The following is a 23,719-nucleotide window of genomic DNA, read 5'->3' on the forward strand; positions in this document are numbered from 1 at the left end:
AGGCCGAGGCGCGGCCAAGGGCAAGGGGCTGTGCGATGGAAATTTGCCCGCTTTGCCAAAACGCAGCCCAAGACGCAGCGGTATCAGCCTTCGACGGCATGGCCGAACACCGCGATGGCAAAGCCCAATGCGGCCAGCAAGGCGAAGCCGATGCAGCGTGGGCCTGCGCCCTGTCTGCCCGCGCTCAGCGCCGCGATGGCCGCTTGCAGCGCATAGTAAACCGCAAAGGCCCGCGATGCATAGCTGATGATCTGGAACACATCGGCCCCCCAGGTCAGCACCAAGCCGATCAGCGTCAGCAGAACATACCCCATGCGGGGGCTGATCCGCCTGCCCGACATCTCGTACATCAGCCCGCCGGACCCGCTGGTATCGGCCACCGCCGCACTGAACTGCGCGGCCAGGGCAGCAACGACCAGCAGAACGGGCAAGATCGGGGCGACGATGCCCATCATGTCAACAATGGCGGTTTCGCTGAAAGACAGGTCATCGCGTTCGAACACATAGGCCAGCAGCACGATGTAGATCATGTAAATTGCCGCAGACAGCCATTGCGCCCATTTCATCGACTTCACACGGGTGTCGGTATCATAGCTGTCGCCCAGATAGCGCGAGGTCTCGAAACCCTGCACAGTGACGATCAAGCCAAACCCCAAGGTAAGCGCCGCCCAGCCCGACAATTCCGTCGGGATCACCACCAGCGTTCCCGCCTGCGCCTTGCCCCAAAAGAACGCCGAAAGCGCCACCAGCAGCCCCGCGATGATCGCCAGTTTGATCGTGACGCTGATATATTCCATCCGCTCGAGCGAGGCGAACCCCCGTGTCCAGCCCACAGAGAGGATCACAAGATAGACCGCACTGGTCAGCACCCGTGCCCCGACATCGCTGTCAAACGCGGTCAGACTGACCCCGAAGGCCCCGAAAAGGTTCAGATAATAGGCGACGGACACGATATAGGCAAAGCTCAGCGCCCAGGAGGATGTCGCCTCAAGCCCCGGTGCTAACACTTCGCCGGCTTCGATCCTGCGCATATTATACCGGATCGCGCCCCCGAACAGATAGGCCACCACGCAAAGGACCGCCATGACCGGCGGGGCAAGCCAGCCGAACTGCGCCATCAGGATCGGCCCCAGAACCAGAAAGCCGCTGCCGATGATGGAAGCCAGCGGTGTCGTCATTGCCTCCCAGACGGTGGAGCGGCGCAGGGGCCCCGACCACAGCAGCAGCGCCGCAAGGGCAATCGCCCCAAGTATGGAGCCCGTCAAAATCACCGTTTTATGTCAATCACGCCTGCTTCGGTGACGATCATATCCAGCGGTTCATCTGTGGGTTCCAAGGGCAGCTCGTCGACCTCTTGGCCCGCAAAGGCAAAACCGATCGCCAGCGTCGCGCGCCGCGCGCGCAGTTGCGCCAGGCTGCGGTCATAGAAACCACCGCCATAGCCCAGCCTGTCCCCGCGACGGGTAAAGGCCAGCAAGGGCACGATCAGGATTTCGGGTTCAAAGAAATCTTCGACCAAGGGGATCAGTGCCCCGAACGGTCCGGCGGTCATCTCAGCATCCGGCGTCCAGCGCGAAAACCGCAACGGCTGGTCTGCGCCCATGATAACCGGCACGCCAACCACCCCATGGGCAGAGGCCTCGGCCATTGCAGGGCGCGGGTCGATCTCGGTGCGGATGGGCATGAAACCGGACAAAGGTACGCCACGATAGCCAGCCAACACCTCGCTTAAATATCCCGCCTGCGCGCCATTGGCAGCATCAAACAACGGTTTGCGCCGGGCGAAACCCGCCTTGCGCGCCGCATCCTTGATGGCCGCCAGATCGGTCACAGCAACACCGCCGCCGCAAGGCCCAGAAAGGCGAAAAAGCCGACCACATCGGTCACGGTGGTCACGAAGGCCCCCGATGCAAGGGCCGGATCAACGCCGATCCGTTCCAGTATAATCGGGATACCCGTCCCGGCCAATCCGGCCACGACCATGTTGATCACCATCGCCGTGGCAATCACATAGCCCAGCGCGGGCGACCCGAACCAGATCACGCCCACAATCCCCATGATCACCGCAAAGATGACCCCGTTGATCAACCCCACCAGACATTCACGCCGGATCACCCGCCAGACGTTCGATCCGGTCAAATCGCGTGTTGCAATCGCGCGCACCGCCACGGTCAGGCTTTGGGTGCCTGCATTCCCGCCCATCGACGCCACGATCGGCATTAGCACCGCCAGTGCCACAATCTGCGCAAGGGCGACTTCGAACTGCGAAATCACCATGGACGCGGCAATCGCGGTCAGCAGGTTGACCGCAAGCCACGGCAAACGCTGCTTGGTCGTCTCTATCACACGGTCCGACAAGGACCCCTCGCCCACACCCGCCAGACGCAGGATGTCTTCCTCGTGTTCCTCATCCAGAACCGACATGGCGTCATCAATGGTGATCACCCCGATCAACCGCCCCTCGTCATCGACCACGGGCGCAGAAATCAGGTGATACTGGTTGAACGCATAGGCGACGTCGCCCTCCGCCTGCATGGCGGGGATCACCTGAAATGTGTCTTCCAGAATATCCTTCAGCAAGGTCGCGCGCTTTGACCGCATCAGCTTGCCCAAGGTCACATTGCCCACAGGGTGCAGACGCGGGTCAACCATCACGATGTGATAGAACTGGTCTGGCAAATCCTCTTCGGGGGTTTTGCGCAGATGATCAATCGCTTCGCCCACTGTCCAATGTTCGGGGGCCATCACGACCTCGCGCTGCATCAGGCGGCCTGCGGAATATTCCGGATAGGCCAGCGCCTGTTCGACGGCGGCGCGGTCGACATCTTCCAACGCGCCCAAAATTGCTTCGGCCTGCGCGTCTTCCAGATCCTCGATCAGGTCAACAACATCATCGCTGTCCATGTCACGCACAGCGTCAGACAAGACCTGCGGCGTCAAAATCCCGATGACTTCCTCGCGGATGGATTCATCAAGCTCCGACAGGATTTCCCCGTCAAACTCGCGATCATAAAGCCGGATCAGCTTGGTCCGCTCGAAACTGCTGATCTGCTCCAAAAGGTCGGCGATGTCCGCCGCGTGCAGCGGCTCCATCAGCTCGGTCAGGCGCTCGGCATCATCAATCTCGACCGCATAAAGGATCGAGGCAACGGCTTTTTTGTTCAGCTTGTAAGCCTCGGATTCGTCTTCAACTTCGGGGCTGAATTCAAGTTCTTGCGTTTCATCAGACATTGCGCGACCCCTTGGTGATTTTCGCGGACAATAAGCATCGCCAAGCAGGGATACAATGGTGCGAAAAGGGGCACTGGACCAATTGTTCCTCCCCCTCCAAGGCCCTAAGGTAGCACCATGACACAGCACACCCTGCTCATCGGCCATACTCTGGTTTTCTCTGCAAACCCGCTGACCCAAAATTGGGAGGACGCGGTGTCAATCGACACGGCGGGCGGCGTTGTGATCAAGGAGGGCCACATCGTCGCGGTGGGACCCGCCGCCGACCTGCGCAAGGCCTATCCCCAAGCGGTGGTGACCGACTATGGCGATGCGTTGATCTGTCCGGGATTTGTCGATGCCCATGTGCACTATCCCCAAACGGCCATCATCGCCAGTTGGGGAAAACGGCTGATCGACTGGCTGAACCAATATACCTTCCCCGAAGAAATGCGCCTGTCCGATCCGGAATATGCCAGCCAGATCGCCAGTCGCTATCTCGATCTGACCCTTTCCCATGGCACCACCACAATGTGCAGCTATGCGACAATCGCCCCGCACAGCGTCGACGCCATCTTTACCGCCGCCGCAGCACGCGGACAGCGGATCGTGGCGGGCAAAACCTGCATGGATCGCAACGCGCCAGACGGGCTGCGCGACACCGCACAAACGGCCTATGACGACAGCAAGACCCTGATCGACCGCTGGCATGGCAAGGGGCGCGCCAGCTATGCGATCACGCCCCGCTTCACACCGACCTCAACGCCGGAACAACTGGCCGCCTTGGGGGCGCTTTGGGCGGAACGGCCCGACTGCCTGATGCAAACCCATCTCAGCGAACAGGTCGACGAAATCGCATGGGTGCGCGAACTTGTCCCCCATGCGCGCGACTATCTTGACACCTATCAGGAACACGGGTTGCTGGGCGACCGCGCCGTCTTCGGCCATGCGATCCACCTAGACCCCCGCGAGATCGCCCAGATTGCCGAAAGCGGGGCGGCAATCATCCATTGCCCGACCTCGAACACCTTTATCGGATCGGGACTGTTTGACATGGCCGGGCTTGCTGCCCGCAACATCCCAATTGGCCTTGCGACCGACACCGGCGGTGGCTCGTCCTTTTCAATGCTGCGCACCATGGCCGCAGCCTACGAGATCGGTCAATTGCGCGGCACCCCGTTGCACGCCGCACAGCTGATGTGGCTCGCCACAGCCGGATCGGCACGCAGCCTGCACCTGCACGACAAAATCGGCAGCCTTACCCCAGGACACGAGGCAGACATCACCGTGCTCGGCCTGTCCTCCACCCCCGCCATCGCACAGCGGGCAAAAAACGCGGAAACCATCTGGGACAAACTCTTTGCCACCATCATGATGGGCGATGACCGCGCCATCCGCGACGTCTGGGTCGGCGGCAAAAAACGGGCCTAGCCCCTTTCATTTTGCCAAATAAACTCCCTGCGGAGCATCCGACATAGCTGCGCGCAGGCGGTCTGAAACTATGGGCTCACCCCGCCCCCTGGCACCCATAAAAACAATGTGGCGCAGCCACGCCGCTGGCTTGGCTCAACAAGGTGCCGCGAGGACCATGGCCCAAATGCGGTCCGGCCCCTCAAACAGGCCAAACGATACTACCTTGCGGTTGACCATATTTGCATAATGCCCCGGAGACGTCGCCCAGCCTTGCATGACCTGACCAAGGTCGCGCTGGCCCTTGGCCAGGTTTTCCGCAACGAAACACCACTTGTAACGCTGCTTTTTCACGCGGTCGCCGACCGATGACCCGTTGCGACCCTCGTGGGCAAAATAGCGGTGCTTGGCCATATCCAGCGCATGGGCCTTTGCCGCCGCCTCTAGCTGGGCTGAATAGGTGACCGGTGCCACCCCCCTTGACGCACGCAGGTCGTTCAAGGCTTGGGTCGCCGCCGGATTGGCAAGCACGGGTGCCGATAGCGACGCCCACACAGCACATATCATCGCAAACCGTCTCATAGCTGGACCTGCAACCCCCGCACCAAAGTCTTTTGCCGCGCTACTTGGGCCTGCAAATCTATGGTTTGGACCTGCCCATCCTGAACGATCCTGCGGCCCTCGACCAACAGATCACGCACCACACGCGGGCCCGCCATCAGCAAGGCCGCCGGATCCCAGCTGCCAGCGCTTTCAATGCCGCTGACGTCCCAAATGGCAATATCGGCACGCGCGCCGACGGCAATCCGCCCGCATTCAGGCCGCCCCAGAATATCGGCACCGCCACGGGTTGCGATTTCCAGCGCCTCGCGGGCGCTCATTGCGTCAGCGCCAAGGGCCACACGTTGCAGCAACATCGCCTGACGCGCCTCGGCGATCAGATTGCCTGCATCATTGCTGGCCGATCCGTCCACGCCCAACCCCACAGGCACACCTGCGTCACGCATGGCACGCACAGGCGCGATGCCCGACCCAAGACGGCAGTTGGAACAGGGGCAATGGGCAACACCGGTTCTGGTCTGCGCAAACAGGTCAATCTCGCTTTGGTCCAGTTTGACACAATGGGCATGCCAGACATCCGGGCCAACCCAGCCCAGATCCTGTGCATATTGCCCCGGACGACAGCCGAATTTTTCAAGCGAATAGGCGATATCCTGATCGTTTTCAGCCAGATGGGTGTGCATCATCACCCCTTTGTCGCGTGCCAGCGCTGCGGCATCGCGCATCAGATCGCGGCTGACAGAGAAAGGCGAACAGGGGGCAACCGCGACACGGCACATCGACGCGGGGCTGGAGTCGTGAAAGGCGTCAATCACGCGAATGCAGTCTTTCAGGATCGCAGCTTCGTCTTCGACCAAGGCATCGGGCGGCAGGCCGCCATCGCTTTCGCCAATGCTCATCGCGCCACGGGTCGGTTGAAACCGGATGCCGATTTCAGCGGCGGCATGAATGGTGTCTTCCAGCCGCGTGCCGTTGGGATAGAGGTACAGATGGTCCGCACTTAGCGTACAGCCCGACAGCGCCAGCTCCGCAAGGCCGATCTGGGCCGAGGTGAACATATGGTCCGGAGTGAACCGCGCCCAAATCGGATAGAGCGTGCGCAGCCACCCGAACAACAGCGCGTCCTGTCCGCCCGGAACCGCACGGGTCAACGTCTGGTACAAATGGTGATGCGTGTTCACAAGGCCCGGTGTGACGACACATCCTGCCGCGTCAATGACCTCGCCCTCGCACGTCAGCCCCTGCCCTATTTCGGCAATGGCACCGTCGCGGATCACGATATCTGCACCGGACAATTCGCGGCGGGTATCATCCATCGTCAGGATGCTGTCGGCGTTGCGGATCAGAACAGATGTCATTCCGGACAAGCCCCCAGAATGGCCAAGGCCTGCGCGTGGATTTCGGCGTTTGCAGCGGCGATAATCCGGCCCCCCTGATGGGCGGGACCACCTTGCCAGTCGGTCACGATGCCACCGGCGGCCTGGATCACCGCGATGGGGGCCTGAACGTCATAGGCTTGCAAGCCTGCTTCGATCACCAGATCGACCTGCCCGGCCGCGACCAATGCATAGGCATAGCAATCCATGCCATAGCGGGTCAGCTGCGCGCGCTGTGCCACTTGGGCAAAGGCCGCGCCTTCGATGCCGGTGCCGACTTCGGGAAATGTGGTAAAAACGATCGCTTCGGAAAGATCACGCGGGGCGCGGGTTTTCAGGGTATGGGTGCCGCTTGGCCCCGTCACCGTTGCAAGCCCCGGCCCGCCAATGAACCGTTCGCGGATGTAAGGTTGGTCAATGATCCCGAAAAACGGCCCCGTACTGTCGCTCAGCGCGATCAACACCCCCCATGTGGGCGTGCCAGACATGAACCCGCGTGTGCCATCAATCGGGTCCAACACCCATGTCAGACCAGAGGTACCGGCAACGGCACCATATTCTTCGCCCAACACCGCGTCATCGGGGCGTTCGCGGGCCAGAATGTCCAGCATCGCCCGCTCTGCTGCGCGGTCAGCTATGGTGACAGGATCAAAGCCTTGCGCCAGTTTGTTATCGGCAGACAGCGCCGCCGTTCTGAAATGGGCAAGGGTCTCGTGCCGCGCTGCATCGGCCAGCAAATGGCCAACGCGCATGATATCGGGGTCAAGGGTGTCTGGTGTGCTCATGGCATTGAACTGCCACTATATTGCAATCGTTGCAAGAACCCTGCGGGGATGCCGCGTCAGGCCACATCACTCAACACGCGCGCCAGTTCGAACAGGCGGCGGCGTTGGTTTTCAGGAATTGCATAGTAAGAACGCACCAGATCCATCGCTTCCTTATCGCCAACCAGATCGGCGGGGATGTTGTCCGGTACGGAAGCGGATTTATGCTTTTCGACTTCAAGCCCCTCAAAGAAATGTGCGACTTCAATTCCCAATGCATCCGCAATATCCCACAGACGCGATGCGCTTACGCGGTTCGCCCCGGTTTCGTATTTTTGAATTTGTTGGAATTTAATCCCCACCAGTTCAGCAAGTTTTTGTTGCGTCATTCCGGCCAACCAGCGGCGCTGTCGAATACGTTGCCCTACGTGAACATCTACTTTGTGTGGCATAAAAATACTCTTTCCAGTTGTAAGCACCCGCTGGGGTGCTGTACTTTTACATTTAACGGAAGCGGGTCAACATGACCGTCCCCGCCTACTTGTGAACATTTCAAATCATTAACCAGCCACAATAAACCTCCTGTGCGGCTGATTATAAATAGCTTGTACGCCAACAATTTTCCAGTGGCGTTATTGGCGGCAGTTCCAAGAAAAAGGAAATACATCCATGACGTGTAAACATTCTAACACTAAAACCTATGTGTGCAAAATGACTTTGTGTAATCTGGCTTAATTTTCGGCAAAAATCACCCTCGTCGGGGGAATTCAATTTTTGCCATTTGGAAAACAGCTTACTTTCAGCCGTTTAGAACCACCATCCGAAATCGTTAAACAGGGACAAACCAGCGCAAGGTTTGGCGAACGCTCTTGGTTATTTGTCAGAGACCGCCGTTGAACAGAGATAAACCCCGCTGGAAGCCCGTTTACGCGAACATGTCACGGATCATTGTCGCAAGCGAATCATGGACCGTGTTGCGCGTCGATAAGGCACCGTAAAGGTTAATATTCTGGCCCGGCAGATTCGGCAGCGCGCCGTGATGGCTCACGCGCTCTAGGTGGGGTGGTTCGGTGCCTTCGATCATCGCATGCACGGCAAGGTCGGCACTGACCGTCGCCTCGATGGTGCGGTCGCTTTCTGTTTCAACGATGACGTCCCATTTTACGCCGTGGCGGTCCAATGCTTCGACGACATTGGGCCGAAAGGTGCAAAATCTGCCAAAGGCCAGTTTAAGCGGCCGCTGGCGCCACGCGGCCCCACCCTGCGCGCCAATCCAGACCAACGGCTTGGTGCACAGCGTTTCGCCCCCGGTATCCAGCGCGGTTTCGGTGGTCATGATCAAATCGCATGTGCCTTTGGCAAACGCGTCCTTCAGGGTTCGGGTATAGGAGGATTCCAATTGCACCCGCACACGGGGAAAAGCCGACTTGAACTGCTTTAGCACCTGGGGAATGGTCGGATAGACAATGTCATGCGGCACTCCAAGGGTGATCACCCCCTCATGCGCCTGATCGGTCAGCCTGCCGATCATTTCGTCATTCAAGGCGATCATCCGGCGGGCGTAAGTCAGCACCTGTTCGCCGCTGGCCGTCAAGGCAATCGTACGGCCTGAGCGGTCCAGAAGCTCAAGGCCCAGCAGGTCTTCGAGCCGTTTAAGCTGCATGGAAACAGCCGATTGTGTAAGATGCAGGAACCCTGCTGCACGGGTCACGCCCCCTGAATCGGCGACCGCGACAAAGGATCGAAGCGTGGTGATATCAAGGTTTCTCATTCATCTGTCCATGCGATTGAATTCATGCGAACCATTCACAAATGTGATGGTTATGGCAAGGCTCTGCGCGTGCAATCCGCCGCTCAGGACTGAGATTCACTGAAAATTAGGTTTTCCGGGTCAGATTGCTGCGTAAATTTCAATCAAAGGGATAAATTCCGGTCGGGCGGACAAATTTTCAATCGGGCGGCCAACCGGCGGGAATTGGGTGCCAAAACCCGCGGAAACAGTCGATGCCGGAATGCGGTAGCAGTATTTTAACCACCCAAGGATAATCGTGCGAAAAGCCTTGAAAACCAATGCAAGTCACCCGATATTCAAACCAATACCGGGATAGGAAAACCAATCCCGTAAATTTTTGACCTATTTGGAGGACTTTCATGGCCGACGTGAATACAATCCGGTCCGCAGCCGGATCCCGCGCCGCCGCTATCGACGAGGGGCTGCGCACCCACATGAACAAGGTGTACGGCACCATGTCGATTGGCATGTTGATCACCTTTGCTGCTGCTTGGGCAATTTCCGGTCTTGCGGTGACAACCGACCCCGCAGCTGCCGTTGCGCAGATCGGTACTGACAAATACCTGACGTCCTTGGGCTCGGCCCTGTACATGTCGCCGCTTAAATGGGTCGTCATGTTCGCGCCGCTTGCCTTTGTCTTCGGCCTTGGTGCCGCCATGAACAGAATCTCGGCTGCGACTGCGCAAACACTGTTTTATGCGTTTGCCGCTGTCATGGGTGTGTCCATCAGCTCGATCTTCCTGGTGTTTACCGGATATTCGATCGTTCAGATCTTCCTGATCACCTCGATCGCCTTTGCCGGTCTGTCGCTCTGGGGTTACACCACCAAGAAAGACATCTCTGGCTGGGGAAGCTTCCTGATCATGGGTGTGATCGGCCTGATCGTTGCATCTGTCGTCAACATCTTCCTGGGGTCGCCTGCGCTGGTTTTCGCAATCTCTGCCATCGGCGTGCTGATCTTTGCCGGTCTGACCGCGTATGACACACAGAACATCAAAGCCACCTATCTTGCCCACGCCCATCACGGCGACCAAGAGTGGCTGGCAAAGTCCGGTATCATGGGCGCACTCAGCCTGTACCTGAACTTTATCAACATGTTCATGATGTTGCTGCAACTGTTCGGCAACCGCGAATAAGCGTTTCTTCTACGCTTGAGACTATTGAGGCCCGTCAGAGCAATCCGGCGGGCCTTTTTCATGGCCTGCCAGTTCCCCCTCTGGTCCCCATTGCCCCTTGCATGCCCCCAGGTCATCGCGTGTGTTAGGCATAAGCCCGCGCACAGAAAGGACCGCCCCATGCTGGAACTCCGCCCCAATTGCGAAATGTGTGACAAAGACCTTCCGCCAGACGCCGCTGAGGCGCGGATATGCAGTTACGAATGCACCTTTTGTGCCACCTGTGTTGAGGACGTATTGCACGACGTTTGCCCCAACTGCGCGGGCGGCTTTGTGCCGCGTCCGATCCGCCCGAAAACCGCCCGGCGCAGGGGCGTCAGTCTGCTGCACCAACCGGCGTCTGACAAACGCCGCAGCCTGAAATACAGCATTGAGGATATCGCGGCAAACACAGCGGCAACCAAAGCCATCCCGCCGCAAGACCGCTAGGGCCCTTCAGGGCCTGTGTAAACGCGACTGATCATTATGCCTAAGTGCAAAAGGGGCGCGTCAGACGGCGACGTCGAAGAACTGGCCAACGCCTGCGGTGAACACCATCGCCACGACACCCCAGACCACGGCGCGGATCAGGGCGGGTCGCATCGGTGCGCCGCCCAGCCGCGCGCCACCCGCCCCCAAAAGGGCCAGCGCCAATACCGCGACAGCCGCAATGGCCGGAATATTATAGATCGTTGAGACAAGCAGGGCCGCCGCCAAGGGAAAGGCACCCCCCACGAAAAACGCCCCAGCCGAAGCACCTGCCGCCTGTAGCGGGTTCGCCTGACCTGCAAGGCCGAACATGCCCAACTCCTCGCGGGCATGGGCCCCAAGGGCGTCGTGGTCGGTCAATTGCGCCGCCACTTTCAGCGCCAGTTTCGGCTCCACGCCGCGGGTCGCCAGCCCTTCGGCCAGCTCTTCCAACTCGTAGTCGGGGTCGTCCTCAAGGGCGATGCGTTCGCGCTCAAGATCGGCTGATTCCACGTCGGCCTGCGCCGAGACGGATACATATTCCCCCGCAGCCATCGACAATGCGCCCGCCGAGAGACCCGCAATCCCCGTCAGTGCGATGTTTTCAGACACCATCCCCGCCGAGGTCACCCCGACAAGCAGGCTCGATATCGACACGATGCCGTCATTGGCCCCAAGCACTGCCGCACGCAGCCAATTGCTTCGGTTGATAAAATGGCCGTCTTTGGGCATGGGATCACCTTTGGATGCCGATCACCTTTGGATGCAGGTGCTGCAGGTTCACTGGTAATAAACGCAAAAGACCGCACACAAGGGTGCGGTCCTGCAATCCGTTAGAAGGGCAGATCTTACTTGATCTTGCCTTCTTTGTATTCGACGTGCTTCCGAATAACGGGGTCGTACTTTTTGATGACCATCTTTTCGGTCATGGTACGCGCGTTTTTCTTTGTTACGTAGAAATGGCCTGTGCCCGCGGACGAGTTCAGACGGATCTTGATCGTGGTTGGCTTCGCCATAGTCGTTCTCCTGCAAGTACGAGAAGGCCGCTTTTCGGCCAAGCCTCGTGAAATCCTGAGATTTGGGTTCTAGTCACGCCAGCCCCCGAGTCAACCGCTATTTCCCCACCAATGCGGAAAGGAGCCGGAAAATTCGAATTTTCCGTAGCGGAATTTTCAAAAAATTCCGATCGGGGTCTGAAAAGATGCGCGGAGGGCCTATAAGCCGGATTTTGTCCCTGCCCGAAGACAGGGGATGACCATTCCTCTGACCCTGCAGTTACCTGCAGGGCTATAGCTGCCAACCCGGACCTGCTGGGGCAGAAAAAGCCCCGCTGTGCCTGTTGCCAGACGCAGCACGCGGTCCCTATTTGGCATTGCTCCCGGTGGGGCTTGCCGTGCCAGCGATGTTACCATCCCCGCGGTGCGCTCTTACCGCACCGTTTCACCCTTACCGCCCCGGTGGTATCGGTTGCCCGACCCGCCGGGGTTGGCGGTTTGTTTTCTGTGGCGCTATCCGTCGGGTTGCCCCGCCCGGGCGTTACCCGGCACCGTTTTTTCTTGGAGTCCGGACTTTCCTCGACCCTGTTGCCAGGACCGCGGCCATCCAGCCCTCCGCGCGCTGCACGCCTAGCGCCTTGAGCCCTGCGGGGTCAATCTGTTTTGATCCGGGGATGCCTCCGGCGGGGATTTATTTCCATTTGGAAGCAGAGGCGCGGGAAAACACATGTCTTCTGCGCAAAGCGGGCCGGAAAGCCAGGGTGAGAAACGCAGACGCGTTGCAGACAGGAGCGTTGCGATCGGCACGTCGGCTGTGAAGCCTGCGTTTTTCGCCTGCGCTTTAAAGGCCTCTTCGGTTGGGGTTGCGGTCAATGCCGAAGCGTTTGCCCGCTCTGCCAGACCTTGCCGTGCAAGGCGCGCCCAATCGAAATGGCGGCCGGGATCCGACTTGCGCCCCGGTGCCATGTCAGAATGGCCGATGATCCCTTCTGGTGGTATGCCCCAGCGGTCCATTATGCCGCGCAGCAGGCATTCAAGGGCGCGTATCTGCGGCTCGGAGAACGGATGGGTGCCCTTGTTGTCCAGCTCTATCCCGATCGAGCGGGAGTTGATGTCGTCCTGCCCTGCCCATTCGCCCTGCCCTGCGTGCCAAGCGCGTTGGTCTTCTTCGACCATCTGGATGATGTCGCCCTGCCCCGAGATCAGATAGTGCGCTGACACCTCGGCTGCGGGGTCACAGAGCCGTTCCAGCGCATCTGCGGTGGATTGCATGGCGGTATAGTGGATCACAACGAGCGAGGGCCGCAGCCCGTCCCGGCGCGGCCCTTGATTTGGCGAGAGATGTTTGATGATTTCCGTCACGCCAAGGGTTTACCCTTGAATGGCGCGCCGATAAGGCGACGGATCCCAGTTGCAGGCATAGCCGTCGCCATCCGGGTCCATTCCGGCGCGGTCACGTTCCGGGCCACCTGCGCTCAGGAACGCAATCTGCGCCTGATCCGGGTGGCTGTATTCTGCACAGGCGCGGGCGAATTTACGTTCTTTGTTAAATCCGCGGCGGGTGTAGACCGACGTTCCCACGCTATGTTTGTTCTGCAATGCGTAGGCCACGATATTGGGGCCTGCTTCGGTACGGTCTGGCAATGCTTCGGGCTGGACAACGCGGTATTGCGCCCGGTTGGCCGCGATCATTGCCGCATCGCCTTCGATGCTGCGCTCGCCCGAGACAGCGTCAAAGTTGTTTTCCTGCGAAATCCCTTCGGCATTCAGAACCGGCGGTGCTGCATTCGCGGGGCTGGCATTAATGGGTTCAACGCCAGAGTTGGTCGCAGCATCGTTGCCCAAGCCGCCCGGGCGCGTCGCATCAAGCACGCGCGCCGTTTCGGCAGCCGTGGAGGCGGCAGAGCCGTCATCGACAGCATTCAACGGTGTCGCGTTGACCGCCGACGGTGCAGGCAATGCCGTCTGAACGCCTGTGGCCAAGGCCGCGTCACGTTTGAATTGCTGCGCTTGGAATGAATCAAACCCAGCCCCGCGACCGCTATCGGGTATTGCGGGTTGGCACGCCGATAAGGCCATGCCCAAGGCTGCGACAAGCGAAATAGGTTTAATCATTGGCTCTGCTTTTTATTGACTGCTTAATTGGCGCTGTTTTACCACCATTTCGCAGGCTTGGCTACAAAGCCGGCCGCTTTCTCAAGCGCATAGGCGGTTGATAGCAGATCGGCCTCTTCCCAGGGGCGTCCGATCAGTTGCAGCCCCAAGGGCAGACCTTGCGAACTGGTGCCTGTCGGCAGCGCAATACCTGGCAGACCGGCAAGGTTGACCGTGACGGTAAAGACGTCGTTCAGATACATCGCCACCGGATCCGCATCCGTCATTTCACCCAGACCAAAGGCGGCCGACGGGGTCGCTGGCGTCAGGATACTGTCGATACCTGCCGCAAAGGCATCCTCAAAATCTTTCTTGATCAGCGTGCGTACCTTGCGGGCACGGTTGTAATAAGCGTCGTAGAACCCGGCACTTAGCACATAGGTGCCGATCATCACGCGGCGCTGCACTTCGGGGCCGAACCCTTCGGCTCGGGTTTTTTCGTACATCTCGGTGATGCCGTCGCCGTGGTCCAGCTTGGCGCGGTGACCATAGCGTACACCATCATAGCGCGCGAGGTTGGAGGATGCCTCGGCCGGAGCAATCACGTAATAGGCGGGAAGCGCGTATTTGGTGTGCGGCAGCGAAATATCGACAATCTCGGCCCCGGCATCGCGCATCATCGCAATGCCGTCCTGCCAGAGCTTTTCAATCTCTTCGGGCATGCCATCCATGCGGTATTCGCGTGGGATGCCGATCTTTTTACCACGAATGTCGCCGGTCAGCGCCGCTTCGAAATCAGGCACGGCCAGGTCGGCTGATGTGCTGTCCTTGGCGTCATACCCTGCCATCGCACCCAGCATGATCGCCGCATCGCGCACGGTTTTGGTCATCGGGCCCGCCTGATCCAGCGAGGACGCAAAGGCCACGACGCCCCAGCGTGAACACCGGCCGTAGGTCGGCTTGATCCCGACTGTACCGGTAAAGGCCGCAGGCTGGCGGATGGACCCGCCCGTATCTGTGCCCGTTGCCGCCAGACATAGATCCGCTGCAACCGCCGCGGCAGACCCGCCCGACGATCCGCCCGGTGTCAGCTGCGCATCATCGCCCGCACGCCGCCAGGGGTTGACCGCATTGCCATAGACGGATGTCTCGTTCGACGACCCCATGGCGAATTCGTCCATGTTCAGCTTGCCCAGCATCACAGCGCCCGCGTCAAACAGGTTCTGCGAAACGGTGCTTTCATACTCTGGCAGGAACCCTTGCAAAATCCGCGAACCGGCTTGCGACGGCACACCCTTGGTGCAGAACAGATCCTTGATGCCGATCGGCAGGCCGCACATGGCAGGCGCATCGCCCGCCTTGATCCGCGCATCGGCAGCCTTTGCCTGATCGCCAGCCAGTTCGGCCGTGTGGTGGACAAAGGCGTTCAACGCGCCTGCCCCCTCAATTGCCGTCAAACAGGCGTTGGTCAGCTCGACCGACGATACATCCCCCTTGCGCAACGCATCGCGAGCTTCGGCAAGACCCAGTTTGTTCAAATCAGCCATTATTCAACCACCTTCGGAACCGCAAAAAATCCTTCGCGCGCGTCGGGCGCATTGGCCAGAATCTTGGCCTGCTGATCGCCGTCACGCACCACATCATCGCGCCGCTTCAAAACCTGAGGCGTGACCGAGGTCATCGGCTCGACGCCATCAACATTCACCTCGTTCAGCTGCTCGATAAAGCCAAGGATGTTGTTGAATTCCTGTGCCAGCGCAGGCAATGCGTCTGGTTCAACCTTGATACGGGCCAGCTTGGCCACCCGTGCGGCGGTGGTCTCGTCAATGGACATGGGCGCTCCTAATCTCTTTATCTGCCGTTTACCGCCCCCCGCTGCCCCCTGCAAGTCCGGGGCAGGCCGTCATTGGCCCAATCCGGCCCTCTCAGCTTCATTTTGCCAAATAAACTCCCGCCGGAGGCTCCCCAAAGCGGCAACACACGCTAAACTCTCGGTAATGAAACAAAGGAATGACACATGAATATCATTTGGCTAGGCCACGGCAGCTTTCGCATCGAACTCGAAGATCAGGTGATTTTGATTGATCCCTGGCTGACCGGAAACCCGATGCTGGGCGATGAGCACCACGCGGGCGCGCTGGCGGGTGTGACGCAAATTCTGGTGACGCATGGCCATTTCGACCACACTCAAGACCTCAAGATGGTTGCCGAAAAAACCGGTGCGCCGGTTGCGGGGATGGTCGAGTTGATGGGCTATTTCGGCGCGCATGGCGTCGAGAACACGACCGGTTTCAACAAGGGCGGCACGATCAAATGTGGCAAAGTGTCCGTGACGATGGTGCCTGCGTCCCATTCATCTTCGGTTCAGGGTGACAACGGCCCGGTCTACACGGGTGCCGAAACCGGGTTCATGATCTCGGGCGAAGGCCACACGATCTATGTCTCGGGCGACACGGGGATCATGGCCGACATGGAATGGATGGGCGACTATCACAAACCCGATATCGGCATCCTAAGCGCGGGCGGTTTTTACACGATGGACATGGCGCAGGCAGCCTATGCGGCCAAGAAATACTTTGATTTCAAGACCGTAATCCCCTGCCATTACCGGACCTTCGGCGCGCTGGAACAATCGGCCGAGACCCTGATCGCAGGCCTTACCGGCGTGGATGTGATCGAACCGCAAGTGATGCAGCCCATCACACTCTGACCGTCAATCCGCACCAAGACTAATCCGCAACAGCTTTGCGGCGCACCAGACAAACCGTATTGCCGCTGCGCAGGATCAGGTCGTTTTTATACGGCAACGTCCTGCGCGCGGCTTTGGGATCAATGGCAAGCTCGGCGCAAAGCTCGAATGCGTCAGGCCCCAGAACGGTATAGCGAAAAGGCATGTTCGTGACCGGATCATTCCGGTTCGCGTCCGGCCGTCCAAAGCAGGGTTCCAGTTCTTCCAGATTGTCCGGCAAGACGCGTTTGGGCTGGCCCACGCAGGCGATTTGATCTGCCAGCACATCCAGATCGAACACGCGCTGGCGATCCTGGTCGACCATGCGGGCATATTCCGGCCCGCCAACCACCCAAAGCCCGACCCCGATCGCAAAGGCGACCACCAGACAAAACCCGATGAACAACAGTCGGTTCATTCAGGCTCCCCCTGCCGCATCGCATTAGCGTAAAACAGGAATATCCCGCCCGCGACAAGGCTGACAATCACGGCCTTGGCCATGAATTGCAGGGTAAAATCCCCCGTCAGCAGGGCATAGATCGTCGCGATCAGATCCCCCAGCAACGTGGCCGCGGCCAGCAGCAGCGCAATATAGGTCAGCCATTTTCGAATGGCAGACCGGTAAAGAGCCGGATCATGGGCCAGTTTCCGCCGCTCGCGCAAGGTCAGCCACAAATACAGCGGGGCCGTGACGATCAGCACGGAGACGCCAAACCTGATCCGTTCAATGGCGACATAGCTGTCATCCTCGAACAGCATATCGACAAGCACTTGCAGCACGATCACCAGATTGATGGCACCGATCAACAGCACCCCGAATGTCAGCGCATAGATAAAGAAGTCGCGCGCAGACACCGTTTGCACAGGCCGTGGCACGGGCGGGGTGAATGGCGTTTCAGCCCAGGCCCCCAAGGCCTCCCTGATTTCGCTCTCGCTCCAGCCGGCCTCGATCAACGCGCCGGTAATATCGGGCCGGCTTTTGCCCGCGACCAGCGCATCGCGCACGAAAAGGCTTAACTCGTCTCGATTTGCCATCGTCTATCCTTTTCTTTTTGCAGTGAAAAATACCTTTAGCACGGTTTCGGCCTCTTGGGCGGCGATCCCGTCGTATACTTCGGGCACATGGTGGCATTGCGCGTGGCTGAACACCCGTGCGCCCTGTGCCACGCCCCCTGATTTGGGATCACTGGCCCCGTAATACAGCCGCGCAATCCGTGCTGCCGATATCGCACCGGCACACATCGCGCAGGGTTCCAGCGTGACATAAAGCGTGTGATCGCCCAACCGTTCCGATCCGGTGGCCTCGCAGGCCGCCCGGATCGCCAGCATTTCGGCATGGGCGGTGGGGTCATTCAATTCGCGGGTTCTGTTGCCCGCTGCCGCCACGATCTGGCCTTGCGGTCCAACGACCACAGCGCCCACAGGCACTTCGCCACGCAAGGCGGCGGCGCGGGCTTCGTCCAATGCGGCTGACATATATGAAGTAAAGGCCATCCGCTCACTTGGCCGCAAATGCAGGTCTTTCGCAAGGGCGCGAAACAAGGTAAGCGCTGAATTATGAGCCAAGATAAACCCACACAGCCCCCTCAAGCCGGCACACCCGCCGGTGACCGTATCGCCAAAGTTCTGGCCCGCGCTGGCCTTGCCAGCCGCCGGGAAGCCGAACGCATGATCGAAGCCGGGCGCGTCCGCGTCAACGGCGTCCAGATCGATTCGCCCGCGTTGAACGTGACGGCGTCCGACCAGATCAGCGTCGATGGCAAACCTGTGGGCGACCCAGAACCGCCGCGCATGTGGCTGTATCACAAGCCGACCGGCCTTGTGACGACCAACCGCGATGAAAAAGGGCGCGGCACGATTTTTGACGATCTGCCCGAAGACATGCCGCGCGTGATGAGCGTGGGACGGCTTGATTTGAACTCCGAAGGGTTGCTGCTGCTGACCAATGACGGCGAGGTAAAGCGCAAGCTTGAACTGCCCTCGAACGGCTGGTTGCGCCGCTACCGTGTTCGCGTGAACGGTCGCCCGTCCGACGAAGCGCTTGAGCCCCTGCGCCAGGGCATCACCGTGGATGGCGAACAGTTCCAGCCCATGACCGTGACGCTGGACCGTCAGCAAGGCGCGAACGCCTGGCTGACGGTGGGCCTGCGCGAAGGCAAGAACCGCGAAATCCGCCGCGCGATGGAGGCTGTGCATCTGTCGGTCAACCGTCTGATCCGCACCAGCTATGGCCCGTTCCAGCTGGGTGAGTTGAAACCCGGCGAAGTCGAAGAGCTGAAGCGCAAGGTCGTGCGCGACCAGTTGGGCCTTGAGATCGAGGACAACACCGGCACCGCGATCAAGAAAAAGCCGAGCCACATCGTCAAGCGCAAGCCGCGCAAGCCCGGCATGCCCGGCCCCGGCCGCCCCGGTCTGCCCAAAGAACCGGGCGAAAAGACCGCGACCGGCAAAACCATCCCCGGCAAGCCCAAGCCCGGTTACGGCAAGTCCAAGCCTGCGCGCCCCGCGTCAGATGGCCCTGCCCCGCGCAAATTCGGCACGCGGGTCAAAAGCACGCGAAACTCGTAACCGCGTTGACGTAGGGCAGCCTGCCCCTGCCATTGCCCCGGAATCCCTAGCGAGCCGCCCAAAGAACGCCTATATACGGCTCAGAGGGGAATTTAGATGGCTCGATTGCTTCTATTTGCCATTTTATTGGCGCTGGTTCTTGCGATTGTTTACGTATTGTTGACAATTGTGACCCGGACGTTGGACGCGGGACAAAACATGTTGAGACCCCAACACGGACAAACCAAAGAGGGCCTGATGGTACCAACACCGTTTCAAAAGATCACTTATGCTGCGTTGATTGTGCTGTTGTTCGGCGTCGCGACCGGCTGGCTGGGGGGGCTCTGATGGTCCAGCGTTACGGTGGCAAATACAGCCAGAATGGTGACACCGCCCCCAAACCCCTTGCAAAACGTGTCGAAGTCGACCCCGTGGGGGGCCGCGCGAATGTGCTGTTTATCCCTGCTGTCGTGTTGGTCTTTACGTCCTTGAATGACGGTGCGCAGGGGCTGGCATTGGGCTTGGTCGCGGCCGGTTTTCTGACCGCTGCGGCGCTGATGCTGCGCGAGGGGCTCAAGGCGCAAGCCGCCTATGTGGCCCGCAAGGTCGCCGAACGCCCCGCCCTGCCCCGCAAGATGATTGCAAGTGCGCTGACCGGAATTGGCGTTGCACTGGCCGCCTACAAGAATGACCCAAGCCTTGCCGCCGCCGTGATCTATGGGCTGGCCGCCCTTGGCCTGCATGTATCTGCATTTGGCATTGATCCGCTTTCCTCCAAGGGCATGGAAGGGGTCGACAGCTTTCAAAAGGACCGCGTGGCCCGTGTGGTCGAAGAGGCGGAAAAACACCTGAGCGCCATGACCGCTGCAATTGCTCGCGCCGGAGACCGTCAGGCGTCAGAGCGGCTGGCCGATTTCCAGACCACCGCCCGCACCCTGATCCGCACCGTCGAGGAAGACCCCCGCGACCTGACCGGTGCGCGCAAGTATCTGTCGGTTTATCTGTTGGGGGCCCGCGACGCGACAATCAAATTCGCGGATATCTATGCCAACACACGCGACGCGCAGGCCCGTGCCGACTATCTTGCGTTGCTGGATGATCTGGACAAAAACTTTGCCGCAAGAACGCAAAAATCGCTATTGGAAGACAAGACCGACCTGAACATTGAGATTGAAGTGCTGCGCGAGCGGCTGTCCCGAGAAGGCGTGCGCCTGAAATAAAGCGCGTCCACCAACGATTAGAAAGAGAACCACAATGTCCGACATCGTTCGCGAAAAAGCCACCCAGACTGTTGCACTGGTCGAAGAAGTTAACGCTATTGTGCTGGCCGATCCCGCACCGGCCAATGCCATCGTGCCGCTTGAAAAAGCCGACGGCCCGCTGAGCCAGGAGATCAAGAGCCGCATGGCCGAAATCGATATGGCTGCAACCCAGTCGATCATTTCGTTCGGGTCCGCCGCACAGGCCGAATTGCAAGAAATCAGTCAGGCCATGTTGCAAGACGTGCGCAACAAGGATGTCGGCCCCGCCGGTGACAGCCTGCGCAACATCGTCACCACCATCCGTGGCTTTTCGGTATCCGAACTGGACGTCCGCCGCGACCGCAGCTGGTGGGAACGCCTGCTGGGCCGTGCCGCCCCCTTTGCCAAATTCACCGCAAGGTTTGAAAAGGTCCAAGGCCAGATCGACCGCGTCACCGACGAATTGCTCAGCCATGAACACACCTTGCTCAAAGACATCAAATCGCTGGATATGCTCTATGAAAAGACGTTGCAGTTCTATGATGAACTGGCGCTTTATATCGCAGCAGGAGAGGCCAAGCTGGCCGAGCTTGATGCCACCGACATCCCTGCCAAGCAAGCCGCCGTTAAAGCCGCGCCTGAAAACGATCAGGTCATCCAGGCCCAGGAACTGCGCGACATGCGTGCCGCGCGCGATGATCTGGAACGCCGCGTGCATGACCTGAAACTGACCCGTCAGGTGACGATGCAATCCTTGCCCTCCATCCGTCTGGTTCAGGAAAACGACAAATCCCTGGTCACCAAGATCAATTCGACCCTCGTCAACACTGTGCCGCTTTGGGAAACGCAGCTGGCGCAGGCCGTGACAATCCAGCGGTCCCGCGAGGCGGCCGTCGCCGTGCGCGAAGCCAATGACCTGACCAACGAGCTGCTGACCTCGAACGCGAAAAACCTGCGCGAAAGCAACAAGATCATCCGCACCGAGATGGAGCGGGGCGTCTTTGACATCGAAGCGGTCAAACAGGCCAATGCGGATCTGATCGGCACGATCGAGGAATCGCTCCAGATCGCGGATGAAGGCAAAGCCAGACGCGCTGCCGCCGAACATGATCTTGAGGAAATGGAAGCCAAACTGCGCGATACGCTCGCAGCAGCATCGGCTTCGAAACCCGCCGCATAAGGGTGAGGCGCGGTTAACGGTGGTGCGGATCGGTCAATTCAAACGTTGGTTAGGGACAGGGGCGGCAGGTTTGCTGCTGACGGCCTGTGCCTGGCAAATGCCTGTTGAACCGGTCCGCAAACCCATTGCGCGCCCCACCGTTCAGGCGGCCCTGCCCGCGCCCGTCGTGGCGCAGCCGACCTCGCAGGAAAGCGCCAAGCTGCGCAGCTATTTCAATCAGGTCCAGCAAGCGCAGCTTAGCCAGGGGTTGTTGCGCCGCGATGGGGGTGGCCCCGATACGCCCTATACCGCCGACATGCTGGTGCGGAACTTTGAACAGATCGCGTTTTACAACGAATATAACGCCACATTTTCGGGGCGGGGTGAAAAGACGTTGATGCGCCGCTGGGAAAAACCGGTGCGCATGGCCGTGGTTTTTGGCGATGGCGTCCCCCCCTCAACCCGCGAGACCGACATGGGGGCGGTCAACGCCTATGCCGGGCGGTTGGCGGGCATCACGGGTCATCCGATATCCGTGGGGGGTGCCCCCAATTTCATGGTGATTATCGCGGGCGAAGATGACCGTGAAGCCGCCCTGGCCGAAGCGGCACGGCGCATCCCCGGTGTGACCCCCGCCAGTCTGACCGCGTTGCAGAACCTGCGCCGCGATACCTATTGCATCGTTGCCGCCTATGCGGGGGGCACCGACCCCAGCACCTATACCGCCGCTGTGGCGGTGATCCGTGCGGAAAACCCGTCGCTGATGCGGCTGTCGTGCATCCACGAAGAACTGGCCCAGGGGTTGGGGCTGGCCAATGACAGCCCCACCGCGCGCCCGTCGATCTTTAACGATGACGATGAGTTTGCATTGCTGACACGTCATGATGAAAATCTGCTACGAATTCTGTACGACCCACGTCTCGAAGCGGGCATAAGCGCCGAAGAGGCAACCCCGATCGTCCGCACAATCGCCCGAGAACTCACGGGCGGCCCCCTTTAGATTGCTACCACCTTCCCGAAAGGACCACACCTATGGGCATTCTCGATTTCCTCTCTGGCCAATTTATCGACGTCATTCACTGGACCGACGACACCCGCGACACAATGGTCTGGCGGTTCGAGCGTGAAGGCCACGAAATCAAATACGGGGCCAAGCTGACCGTGCGCGAAGGTCAGGCGGCGGTGCTTGTCCACGAAGGCCAGCTGGCCGATGTGTTCACCCCCGGTCTGTATATGCTCGAGACCAACAACATGCCGATCATGACATCGTTGCAGCATTGGGATCACGGTTTCAAAAGCCCCTTCAAATCCGAGATTTATTTCGTCAACACCACGCGGTTCAACGATCTGAAATGGGGCACCAAGAACCCGATCATCGTGCGTGACCCCGAATTTGGCCCCGTGCGTTTGCGCGCCTTTGGCACCTATTCTGTCAAAGTGTCCGACCCTGCGCATTTCCTGACCGAAATCGTCGGCACCGACGGCGAATTCACCATGGATGAAATCAGCTATCAGATCCGCAACATCATCGTTCAGGAATTTTCGCGCAGCATCGCCATGTCGAATATCCCGATCCTTGATATGGCCGCCAATACCCGCGAGCTGGGCAAGCTGGTCAGCGCTGAAATCTCGGCAACGATTGGGGAATACGGTTTGACGATCCCTGAACTTTACGTCGAAAACATCTCGTTGCCCCCAGCCGTGGAACAGGTGTTGGACAAGCGGTCTTCGATGGGGTTGATCGGTGATCTGAACCAGTACACCCGGTTTCAGGCCGCCGAGGCCCTGGGCCGTGATGGTGGCGCGGGTGCCGCGATGCAGGCGGGTCTGGGTGCCGGATTGGGCATGCAGATCGGTCAGGCCGCTGCGGCTCAGGCAGGCCCGTGGGGCCCACGCCCTGCCGCCGTGCAAACACCACCGCCACCGCCTGCTGCCGAAAAGGTCTGGCATCTGGCCGAAAACGGCCAGACCACAGGCCCGTTCTCCAAGGCGACCCTTGGCCGGATGACCCATGACGGTGCATTGACCCGCGAAACACTGGTCTGGACCCCTGGTCAGGACGGCTGGAAAAAAGCCAATGATGTGGATGAACTGGCGCAACTCTTTACCGTCATGCCGCCGCCACCGCCCCCCGCCGGTTAACCCATGTTGCGGCGCGTGGCCAAACCGCCCGAATTGGCCACGCGCTGCAAAGCAACAGGATGATCCCCCGCCCTCCGC

The 23,719-nt window shown here is 59.7% G+C and carries 27 protein-coding genes and 1 other RNA gene; 10 read left to right on the forward strand and 18 right to left on the reverse strand.

Annotation, left to right across the window (positions count from 1 at the left end):
* Nucleotides 1-83 precede the first annotated feature (83 nt).
* The 3 genes from HGT1_RS03315 to mgtE are packed head-to-tail and all read right to left on the reverse strand — an operon-like array spanning nt 84 to nt 3,231.
* A complete protein-coding gene (locus tag HGT1_RS03315; RefSeq protein ID WP_176248556.1) occupies nt 84-1,271 on the reverse strand; it encodes a hypothetical protein in 1,188 nt (395 codons plus the stop codon).
* Nucleotides 1,268-1,831, reverse strand: coding sequence for a 5-formyltetrahydrofolate cyclo-ligase (locus tag HGT1_RS03320; RefSeq protein WP_176248557.1), 564 nt, complete (start codon nt 1,829-1,831; stop codon nt 1,268-1,270). The genes HGT1_RS03315 and HGT1_RS03320 overlap by 4 nt, the downstream gene beginning before the upstream one ends.
* Nucleotides 1,828-3,231, reverse strand: coding sequence for a magnesium transporter (gene mgtE, locus HGT1_RS03325; protein WP_176248558.1), 1,404 nt, complete (start codon nt 3,229-3,231; stop codon nt 1,828-1,830). The genes HGT1_RS03320 and mgtE overlap by 4 nt, the downstream gene beginning before the upstream one ends.
* A gap of 117 nt (nt 3,232-3,348) precedes the next feature.
* Between mgtE and guaD the strand changes: the two genes are divergently transcribed.
* On the forward strand, nt 3,349-4,641 hold the full coding sequence (gene guaD / locus HGT1_RS03330) for a guanine deaminase (protein WP_176248559.1): 1,293 nt from the start codon (nt 3,349-3,351) through the stop codon (nt 4,639-4,641).
* Between the two features lie 135 nt (nt 4,642-4,776).
* Here the strand turns inward: guaD and HGT1_RS03335 are convergent, their stop codons facing one another.
* From HGT1_RS03335 to HGT1_RS03355, 5 genes are all read right to left on the reverse strand, one after another.
* A complete protein-coding gene (locus HGT1_RS03335) occupies nt 4,777-5,202 on the reverse strand; it encodes a CAP domain-containing protein (RefSeq protein WP_255200082.1) in 426 nt (141 codons plus the stop codon).
* On the reverse strand, nt 5,199-6,539 hold the full coding sequence (locus HGT1_RS03340) for an 8-oxoguanine deaminase (RefSeq protein WP_176248560.1): 1,341 nt from the start codon (nt 6,537-6,539) through the stop codon (nt 5,199-5,201). The genes HGT1_RS03335 and HGT1_RS03340 overlap by 4 nt, the downstream gene beginning before the upstream one ends.
* Complete coding sequence (locus tag HGT1_RS03345; RefSeq protein WP_176248561.1) at nt 6,536-7,342, reverse strand: inositol monophosphatase family protein; 807 nt, start codon at nt 7,340-7,342, stop codon at nt 6,536-6,538. The genes HGT1_RS03340 and HGT1_RS03345 overlap by 4 nt, the downstream gene beginning before the upstream one ends.
* A 56-nt stretch (nt 7,343-7,398) precedes the next feature.
* Nucleotides 7,399-7,773: a helix-turn-helix domain-containing protein gene (locus HGT1_RS03350; RefSeq protein ID WP_176248562.1), complete on the reverse strand. Its 375-nt coding sequence runs from the start codon at nt 7,771-7,773 to the stop codon at nt 7,399-7,401.
* Nucleotides 7,774-8,246: 473 nt separating this feature from the next.
* Nucleotides 8,247-9,092, reverse strand: a complete 846-nt coding sequence (locus tag HGT1_RS03355; RefSeq protein WP_176248563.1) for a LysR family transcriptional regulator — start codon at nt 9,090-9,092, stop codon at nt 8,247-8,249.
* 380 nt (nt 9,093-9,472) lie between these two features.
* Between HGT1_RS03355 and HGT1_RS03360 the strand changes: the two genes are divergently transcribed.
* Nucleotides 9,473-10,249: a Bax inhibitor-1/YccA family protein gene (locus HGT1_RS03360; protein ID WP_176248564.1), complete on the forward strand. Its 777-nt coding sequence runs from the start codon at nt 9,473-9,475 to the stop codon at nt 10,247-10,249.
* A 159-nt stretch (nt 10,250-10,408) separates the two neighbouring features.
* Nucleotides 10,409-10,717, forward strand: coding sequence for a DUF1272 domain-containing protein (locus HGT1_RS03365; RefSeq protein WP_176248565.1), 309 nt, complete (start codon nt 10,409-10,411; stop codon nt 10,715-10,717).
* Nucleotides 10,718-10,777: 60 nt separating this feature from the next.
* Here HGT1_RS03365 and HGT1_RS03370 read toward each other — a convergent pair whose 3' ends face one another.
* The 7 genes from HGT1_RS03370 to gatC form a co-directional block, all read right to left on the reverse strand.
* Nucleotides 10,778-11,467, reverse strand: coding sequence for a VIT family protein (locus HGT1_RS03370; RefSeq protein ID WP_176248566.1), 690 nt, complete (start codon nt 11,465-11,467; stop codon nt 10,778-10,780).
* A 116-nt stretch (nt 11,468-11,583) separates the two neighbouring features.
* Complete coding sequence (rpmG, locus tag HGT1_RS03375; protein ID WP_005852281.1) at nt 11,584-11,751, reverse strand: 50S ribosomal protein L33; 168 nt, start codon at nt 11,749-11,751, stop codon at nt 11,584-11,586.
* Between the two features lie 185 nt (nt 11,752-11,936).
* Nucleotides 11,937-12,349, reverse strand: an RNA gene (gene rnpB, locus HGT1_RS03380) — RNase P RNA component class A.
* An 11-nt stretch (nt 12,350-12,360) separates the two neighbouring features.
* Nucleotides 12,361-13,092, reverse strand: a complete 732-nt coding sequence (locus tag HGT1_RS03385) for an N-acetylmuramoyl-L-alanine amidase (RefSeq protein WP_255200083.1) — start codon at nt 13,090-13,092, stop codon at nt 12,361-12,363.
* A 9-nt stretch (nt 13,093-13,101) separates the two neighbouring features.
* Entirely contained in the window at nt 13,102-13,845 is a 744-nt protein-coding gene (locus HGT1_RS03390) for a hypothetical protein (RefSeq protein WP_176248567.1), read from the reverse strand.
* A gap of 38 nt (nt 13,846-13,883) precedes the next feature.
* Nucleotides 13,884-15,371 carry an Asp-tRNA(Asn)/Glu-tRNA(Gln) amidotransferase subunit GatA gene (gatA, locus tag HGT1_RS03395; RefSeq protein ID WP_176248568.1) on the reverse strand — a complete coding sequence of 496 codons (1,488 nt, stop codon included), beginning with the start codon at nt 15,369-15,371 and terminating at the stop codon, nt 13,884-13,886.
* On the reverse strand, nt 15,371-15,658 hold the full coding sequence (gene gatC, locus HGT1_RS03400) for an Asp-tRNA(Asn)/Glu-tRNA(Gln) amidotransferase subunit GatC (protein ID WP_176248569.1): 288 nt from the start codon (nt 15,656-15,658) through the stop codon (nt 15,371-15,373). Before gatC ends, gatA begins: the two co-directional genes overlap by 1 nt.
* A 183-nt stretch (nt 15,659-15,841) precedes the next feature.
* Here gatC and HGT1_RS03405 point away from each other — a divergent pair, with 183 nt between their 5' ends.
* Nucleotides 15,842-16,534: a metal-dependent hydrolase gene (locus tag HGT1_RS03405; RefSeq protein WP_176248570.1), complete on the forward strand. Its 693-nt coding sequence runs from the start codon at nt 15,842-15,844 to the stop codon at nt 16,532-16,534.
* A 19-nt stretch (nt 16,535-16,553) separates the two neighbouring features.
* Here the strand turns inward: HGT1_RS03405 and HGT1_RS03410 are convergent, their stop codons facing one another.
* Genes HGT1_RS03410 through HGT1_RS03420 form a run of 3 tightly spaced genes read right to left on the reverse strand, consistent with a single transcriptional unit; the run spans nt 16,554 to nt 18,046 of the window.
* A complete protein-coding gene (locus HGT1_RS03410; protein ID WP_176248571.1) occupies nt 16,554-16,970 on the reverse strand; it encodes a hypothetical protein in 417 nt (138 codons plus the stop codon).
* Nucleotides 16,967-17,587 (reverse strand): DUF5671 domain-containing protein, encoded by a 621-nt coding sequence (locus tag HGT1_RS03415; protein WP_176248572.1) that lies wholly within the window; start codon nt 17,585-17,587, stop codon nt 16,967-16,969. Before HGT1_RS03415 ends, HGT1_RS03410 begins: the two co-directional genes overlap by 4 nt.
* 3 nt (nt 17,588-17,590) lie before the next feature.
* Nucleotides 17,591-18,046 (reverse strand): nucleoside deaminase, encoded by a 456-nt coding sequence (locus tag HGT1_RS03420; protein WP_176248573.1) that lies wholly within the window; start codon nt 18,044-18,046, stop codon nt 17,591-17,593.
* Between the two features lie 63 nt (nt 18,047-18,109).
* Between HGT1_RS03420 and HGT1_RS03425 the strand changes: the two genes are divergently transcribed.
* From HGT1_RS03425 to HGT1_RS03450, 6 genes are all read left to right on the forward strand, one after another.
* On the forward strand, nt 18,110-19,120 hold the full coding sequence (locus HGT1_RS03425; protein WP_176248574.1) for a pseudouridine synthase: 1,011 nt from the start codon (nt 18,110-18,112) through the stop codon (nt 19,118-19,120).
* Between the two features lie 96 nt (nt 19,121-19,216).
* The gene (locus HGT1_RS03430) at nt 19,217-19,447 is read left to right on the forward strand and encodes a hypothetical protein (RefSeq protein WP_176248575.1); all 231 of its coding nucleotides are present in this window, start codon (nt 19,217-19,219) and stop codon (nt 19,445-19,447) included.
* Entirely contained in the window at nt 19,447-20,319 is an 873-nt protein-coding gene (locus HGT1_RS03435) for a 5-bromo-4-chloroindolyl phosphate hydrolysis family protein (RefSeq protein ID WP_176248576.1), read from the forward strand. The genes HGT1_RS03430 and HGT1_RS03435 overlap by 1 nt, the downstream gene beginning before the upstream one ends.
* Nucleotides 20,320-20,353: 34 nt before the next feature.
* The gene (locus tag HGT1_RS03440; protein ID WP_176248577.1) at nt 20,354-21,520 is read left to right on the forward strand and encodes a toxic anion resistance protein; all 1,167 of its coding nucleotides are present in this window, start codon (nt 20,354-20,356) and stop codon (nt 21,518-21,520) included.
* Between the two features lie 97 nt (nt 21,521-21,617).
* Nucleotides 21,618-22,499 (forward strand): DUF2927 domain-containing protein, encoded by an 882-nt coding sequence (locus HGT1_RS03445; RefSeq protein ID WP_176248644.1) that lies wholly within the window; start codon nt 21,618-21,620, stop codon nt 22,497-22,499.
* Nucleotides 22,500-22,531: 32 nt separating this feature from the next.
* Nucleotides 22,532-23,641, forward strand: coding sequence for an SPFH domain-containing protein (locus HGT1_RS03450; RefSeq protein ID WP_176248578.1), 1,110 nt, complete (start codon nt 22,532-22,534; stop codon nt 23,639-23,641).
* Nucleotides 23,642-23,719 lie beyond the last annotated feature (78 nt).

This window comes from Sulfitobacter sp. HGT1 (assembly GCF_013282155.1).
Taxonomy (GTDB): Bacteria; Pseudomonadota; Alphaproteobacteria; order Rhodobacterales; family Rhodobacteraceae; genus Sulfitobacter.

Excerpts from the sequence above, each read along its gene's own strand:
- mgtE (WP_176248558.1), bottom strand. The coding sequence starts at position 3,231 with ATGTCTGATGAAACGCAAGAACTTGAATTCAGCCCCGAAGTTGAAGAC.
- guaD (WP_176248559.1), top strand. The coding sequence starts at position 3,349 with ATGACACAGCACACCCTGCTCATCGGCCATACTCTGGTTTTCTCTGCA.
- HGT1_RS03335 (WP_255200082.1), bottom strand. The coding sequence starts at position 5,202 with ATGAGACGGTTTGCGATGATATGTGCTGTGTGGGCGTCGCTATCGGCA.
- HGT1_RS03340 (WP_176248560.1), bottom strand. The coding sequence starts at position 6,539 with ATGACATCTGTTCTGATCCGCAACGCCGACAGCATCCTGACGATGGAT.
- HGT1_RS03345 (WP_176248561.1), bottom strand. The coding sequence starts at position 7,342 with ATGAGCACACCAGACACCCTTGACCCCGATATCATGCGCGTTGGCCAT.
- HGT1_RS03350 (WP_176248562.1), bottom strand. The coding sequence starts at position 7,773 with ATGCCACACAAAGTAGATGTTCACGTAGGGCAACGTATTCGACAGCGC.
- HGT1_RS03355 (WP_176248563.1), bottom strand. The coding sequence starts at position 9,092 with ATGAGAAACCTTGATATCACCACGCTTCGATCCTTTGTCGCGGTCGCC.
- HGT1_RS03360 (WP_176248564.1), top strand. The coding sequence starts at position 9,473 with ATGGCCGACGTGAATACAATCCGGTCCGCAGCCGGATCCCGCGCCGCC.
- HGT1_RS03365 (WP_176248565.1), top strand. The coding sequence starts at position 10,409 with ATGCTGGAACTCCGCCCCAATTGCGAAATGTGTGACAAAGACCTTCCG.
- HGT1_RS03370 (WP_176248566.1), bottom strand. The coding sequence starts at position 11,467 with ATGCCCAAAGACGGCCATTTTATCAACCGAAGCAATTGGCTGCGTGCG.
- rpmG (WP_005852281.1), bottom strand. The coding sequence starts at position 11,751 with ATGGCGAAGCCAACCACGATCAAGATCCGTCTGAACTCGTCCGCGGGC.
- HGT1_RS03390 (WP_176248567.1), bottom strand. The coding sequence starts at position 13,845 with ATGATTAAACCTATTTCGCTTGTCGCAGCCTTGGGCATGGCCTTATCG.
- gatA (WP_176248568.1), bottom strand. The coding sequence starts at position 15,371 with ATGGCTGATTTGAACAAACTGGGTCTTGCCGAAGCTCGCGATGCGTTG.
- gatC (WP_176248569.1), bottom strand. The coding sequence starts at position 15,658 with ATGTCCATTGACGAGACCACCGCCGCACGGGTGGCCAAGCTGGCCCGT.
- HGT1_RS03405 (WP_176248570.1), top strand. The coding sequence starts at position 15,842 with ATGAATATCATTTGGCTAGGCCACGGCAGCTTTCGCATCGAACTCGAA.
- HGT1_RS03410 (WP_176248571.1), bottom strand. The coding sequence starts at position 16,970 with ATGAACCGACTGTTGTTCATCGGGTTTTGTCTGGTGGTCGCCTTTGCG.
- HGT1_RS03415 (WP_176248572.1), bottom strand. The coding sequence starts at position 17,587 with ATGGCAAATCGAGACGAGTTAAGCCTTTTCGTGCGCGATGCGCTGGTC.
- HGT1_RS03420 (WP_176248573.1), bottom strand. The coding sequence starts at position 18,046 with ATGGCCTTTACTTCATATATGTCAGCCGCATTGGACGAAGCCCGCGCC.
- HGT1_RS03425 (WP_176248574.1), top strand. The coding sequence starts at position 18,110 with ATGAGCCAAGATAAACCCACACAGCCCCCTCAAGCCGGCACACCCGCC.
- HGT1_RS03430 (WP_176248575.1), top strand. The coding sequence starts at position 19,217 with ATGGCTCGATTGCTTCTATTTGCCATTTTATTGGCGCTGGTTCTTGCG.
- HGT1_RS03435 (WP_176248576.1), top strand. The coding sequence starts at position 19,447 with ATGGTCCAGCGTTACGGTGGCAAATACAGCCAGAATGGTGACACCGCC.
- HGT1_RS03440 (WP_176248577.1), top strand. The coding sequence starts at position 20,354 with ATGTCCGACATCGTTCGCGAAAAAGCCACCCAGACTGTTGCACTGGTC.
- HGT1_RS03445 (WP_176248644.1), top strand. The coding sequence starts at position 21,618 with ATGCCTGTTGAACCGGTCCGCAAACCCATTGCGCGCCCCACCGTTCAG.
- HGT1_RS03450 (WP_176248578.1), top strand. The coding sequence starts at position 22,532 with ATGGGCATTCTCGATTTCCTCTCTGGCCAATTTATCGACGTCATTCAC.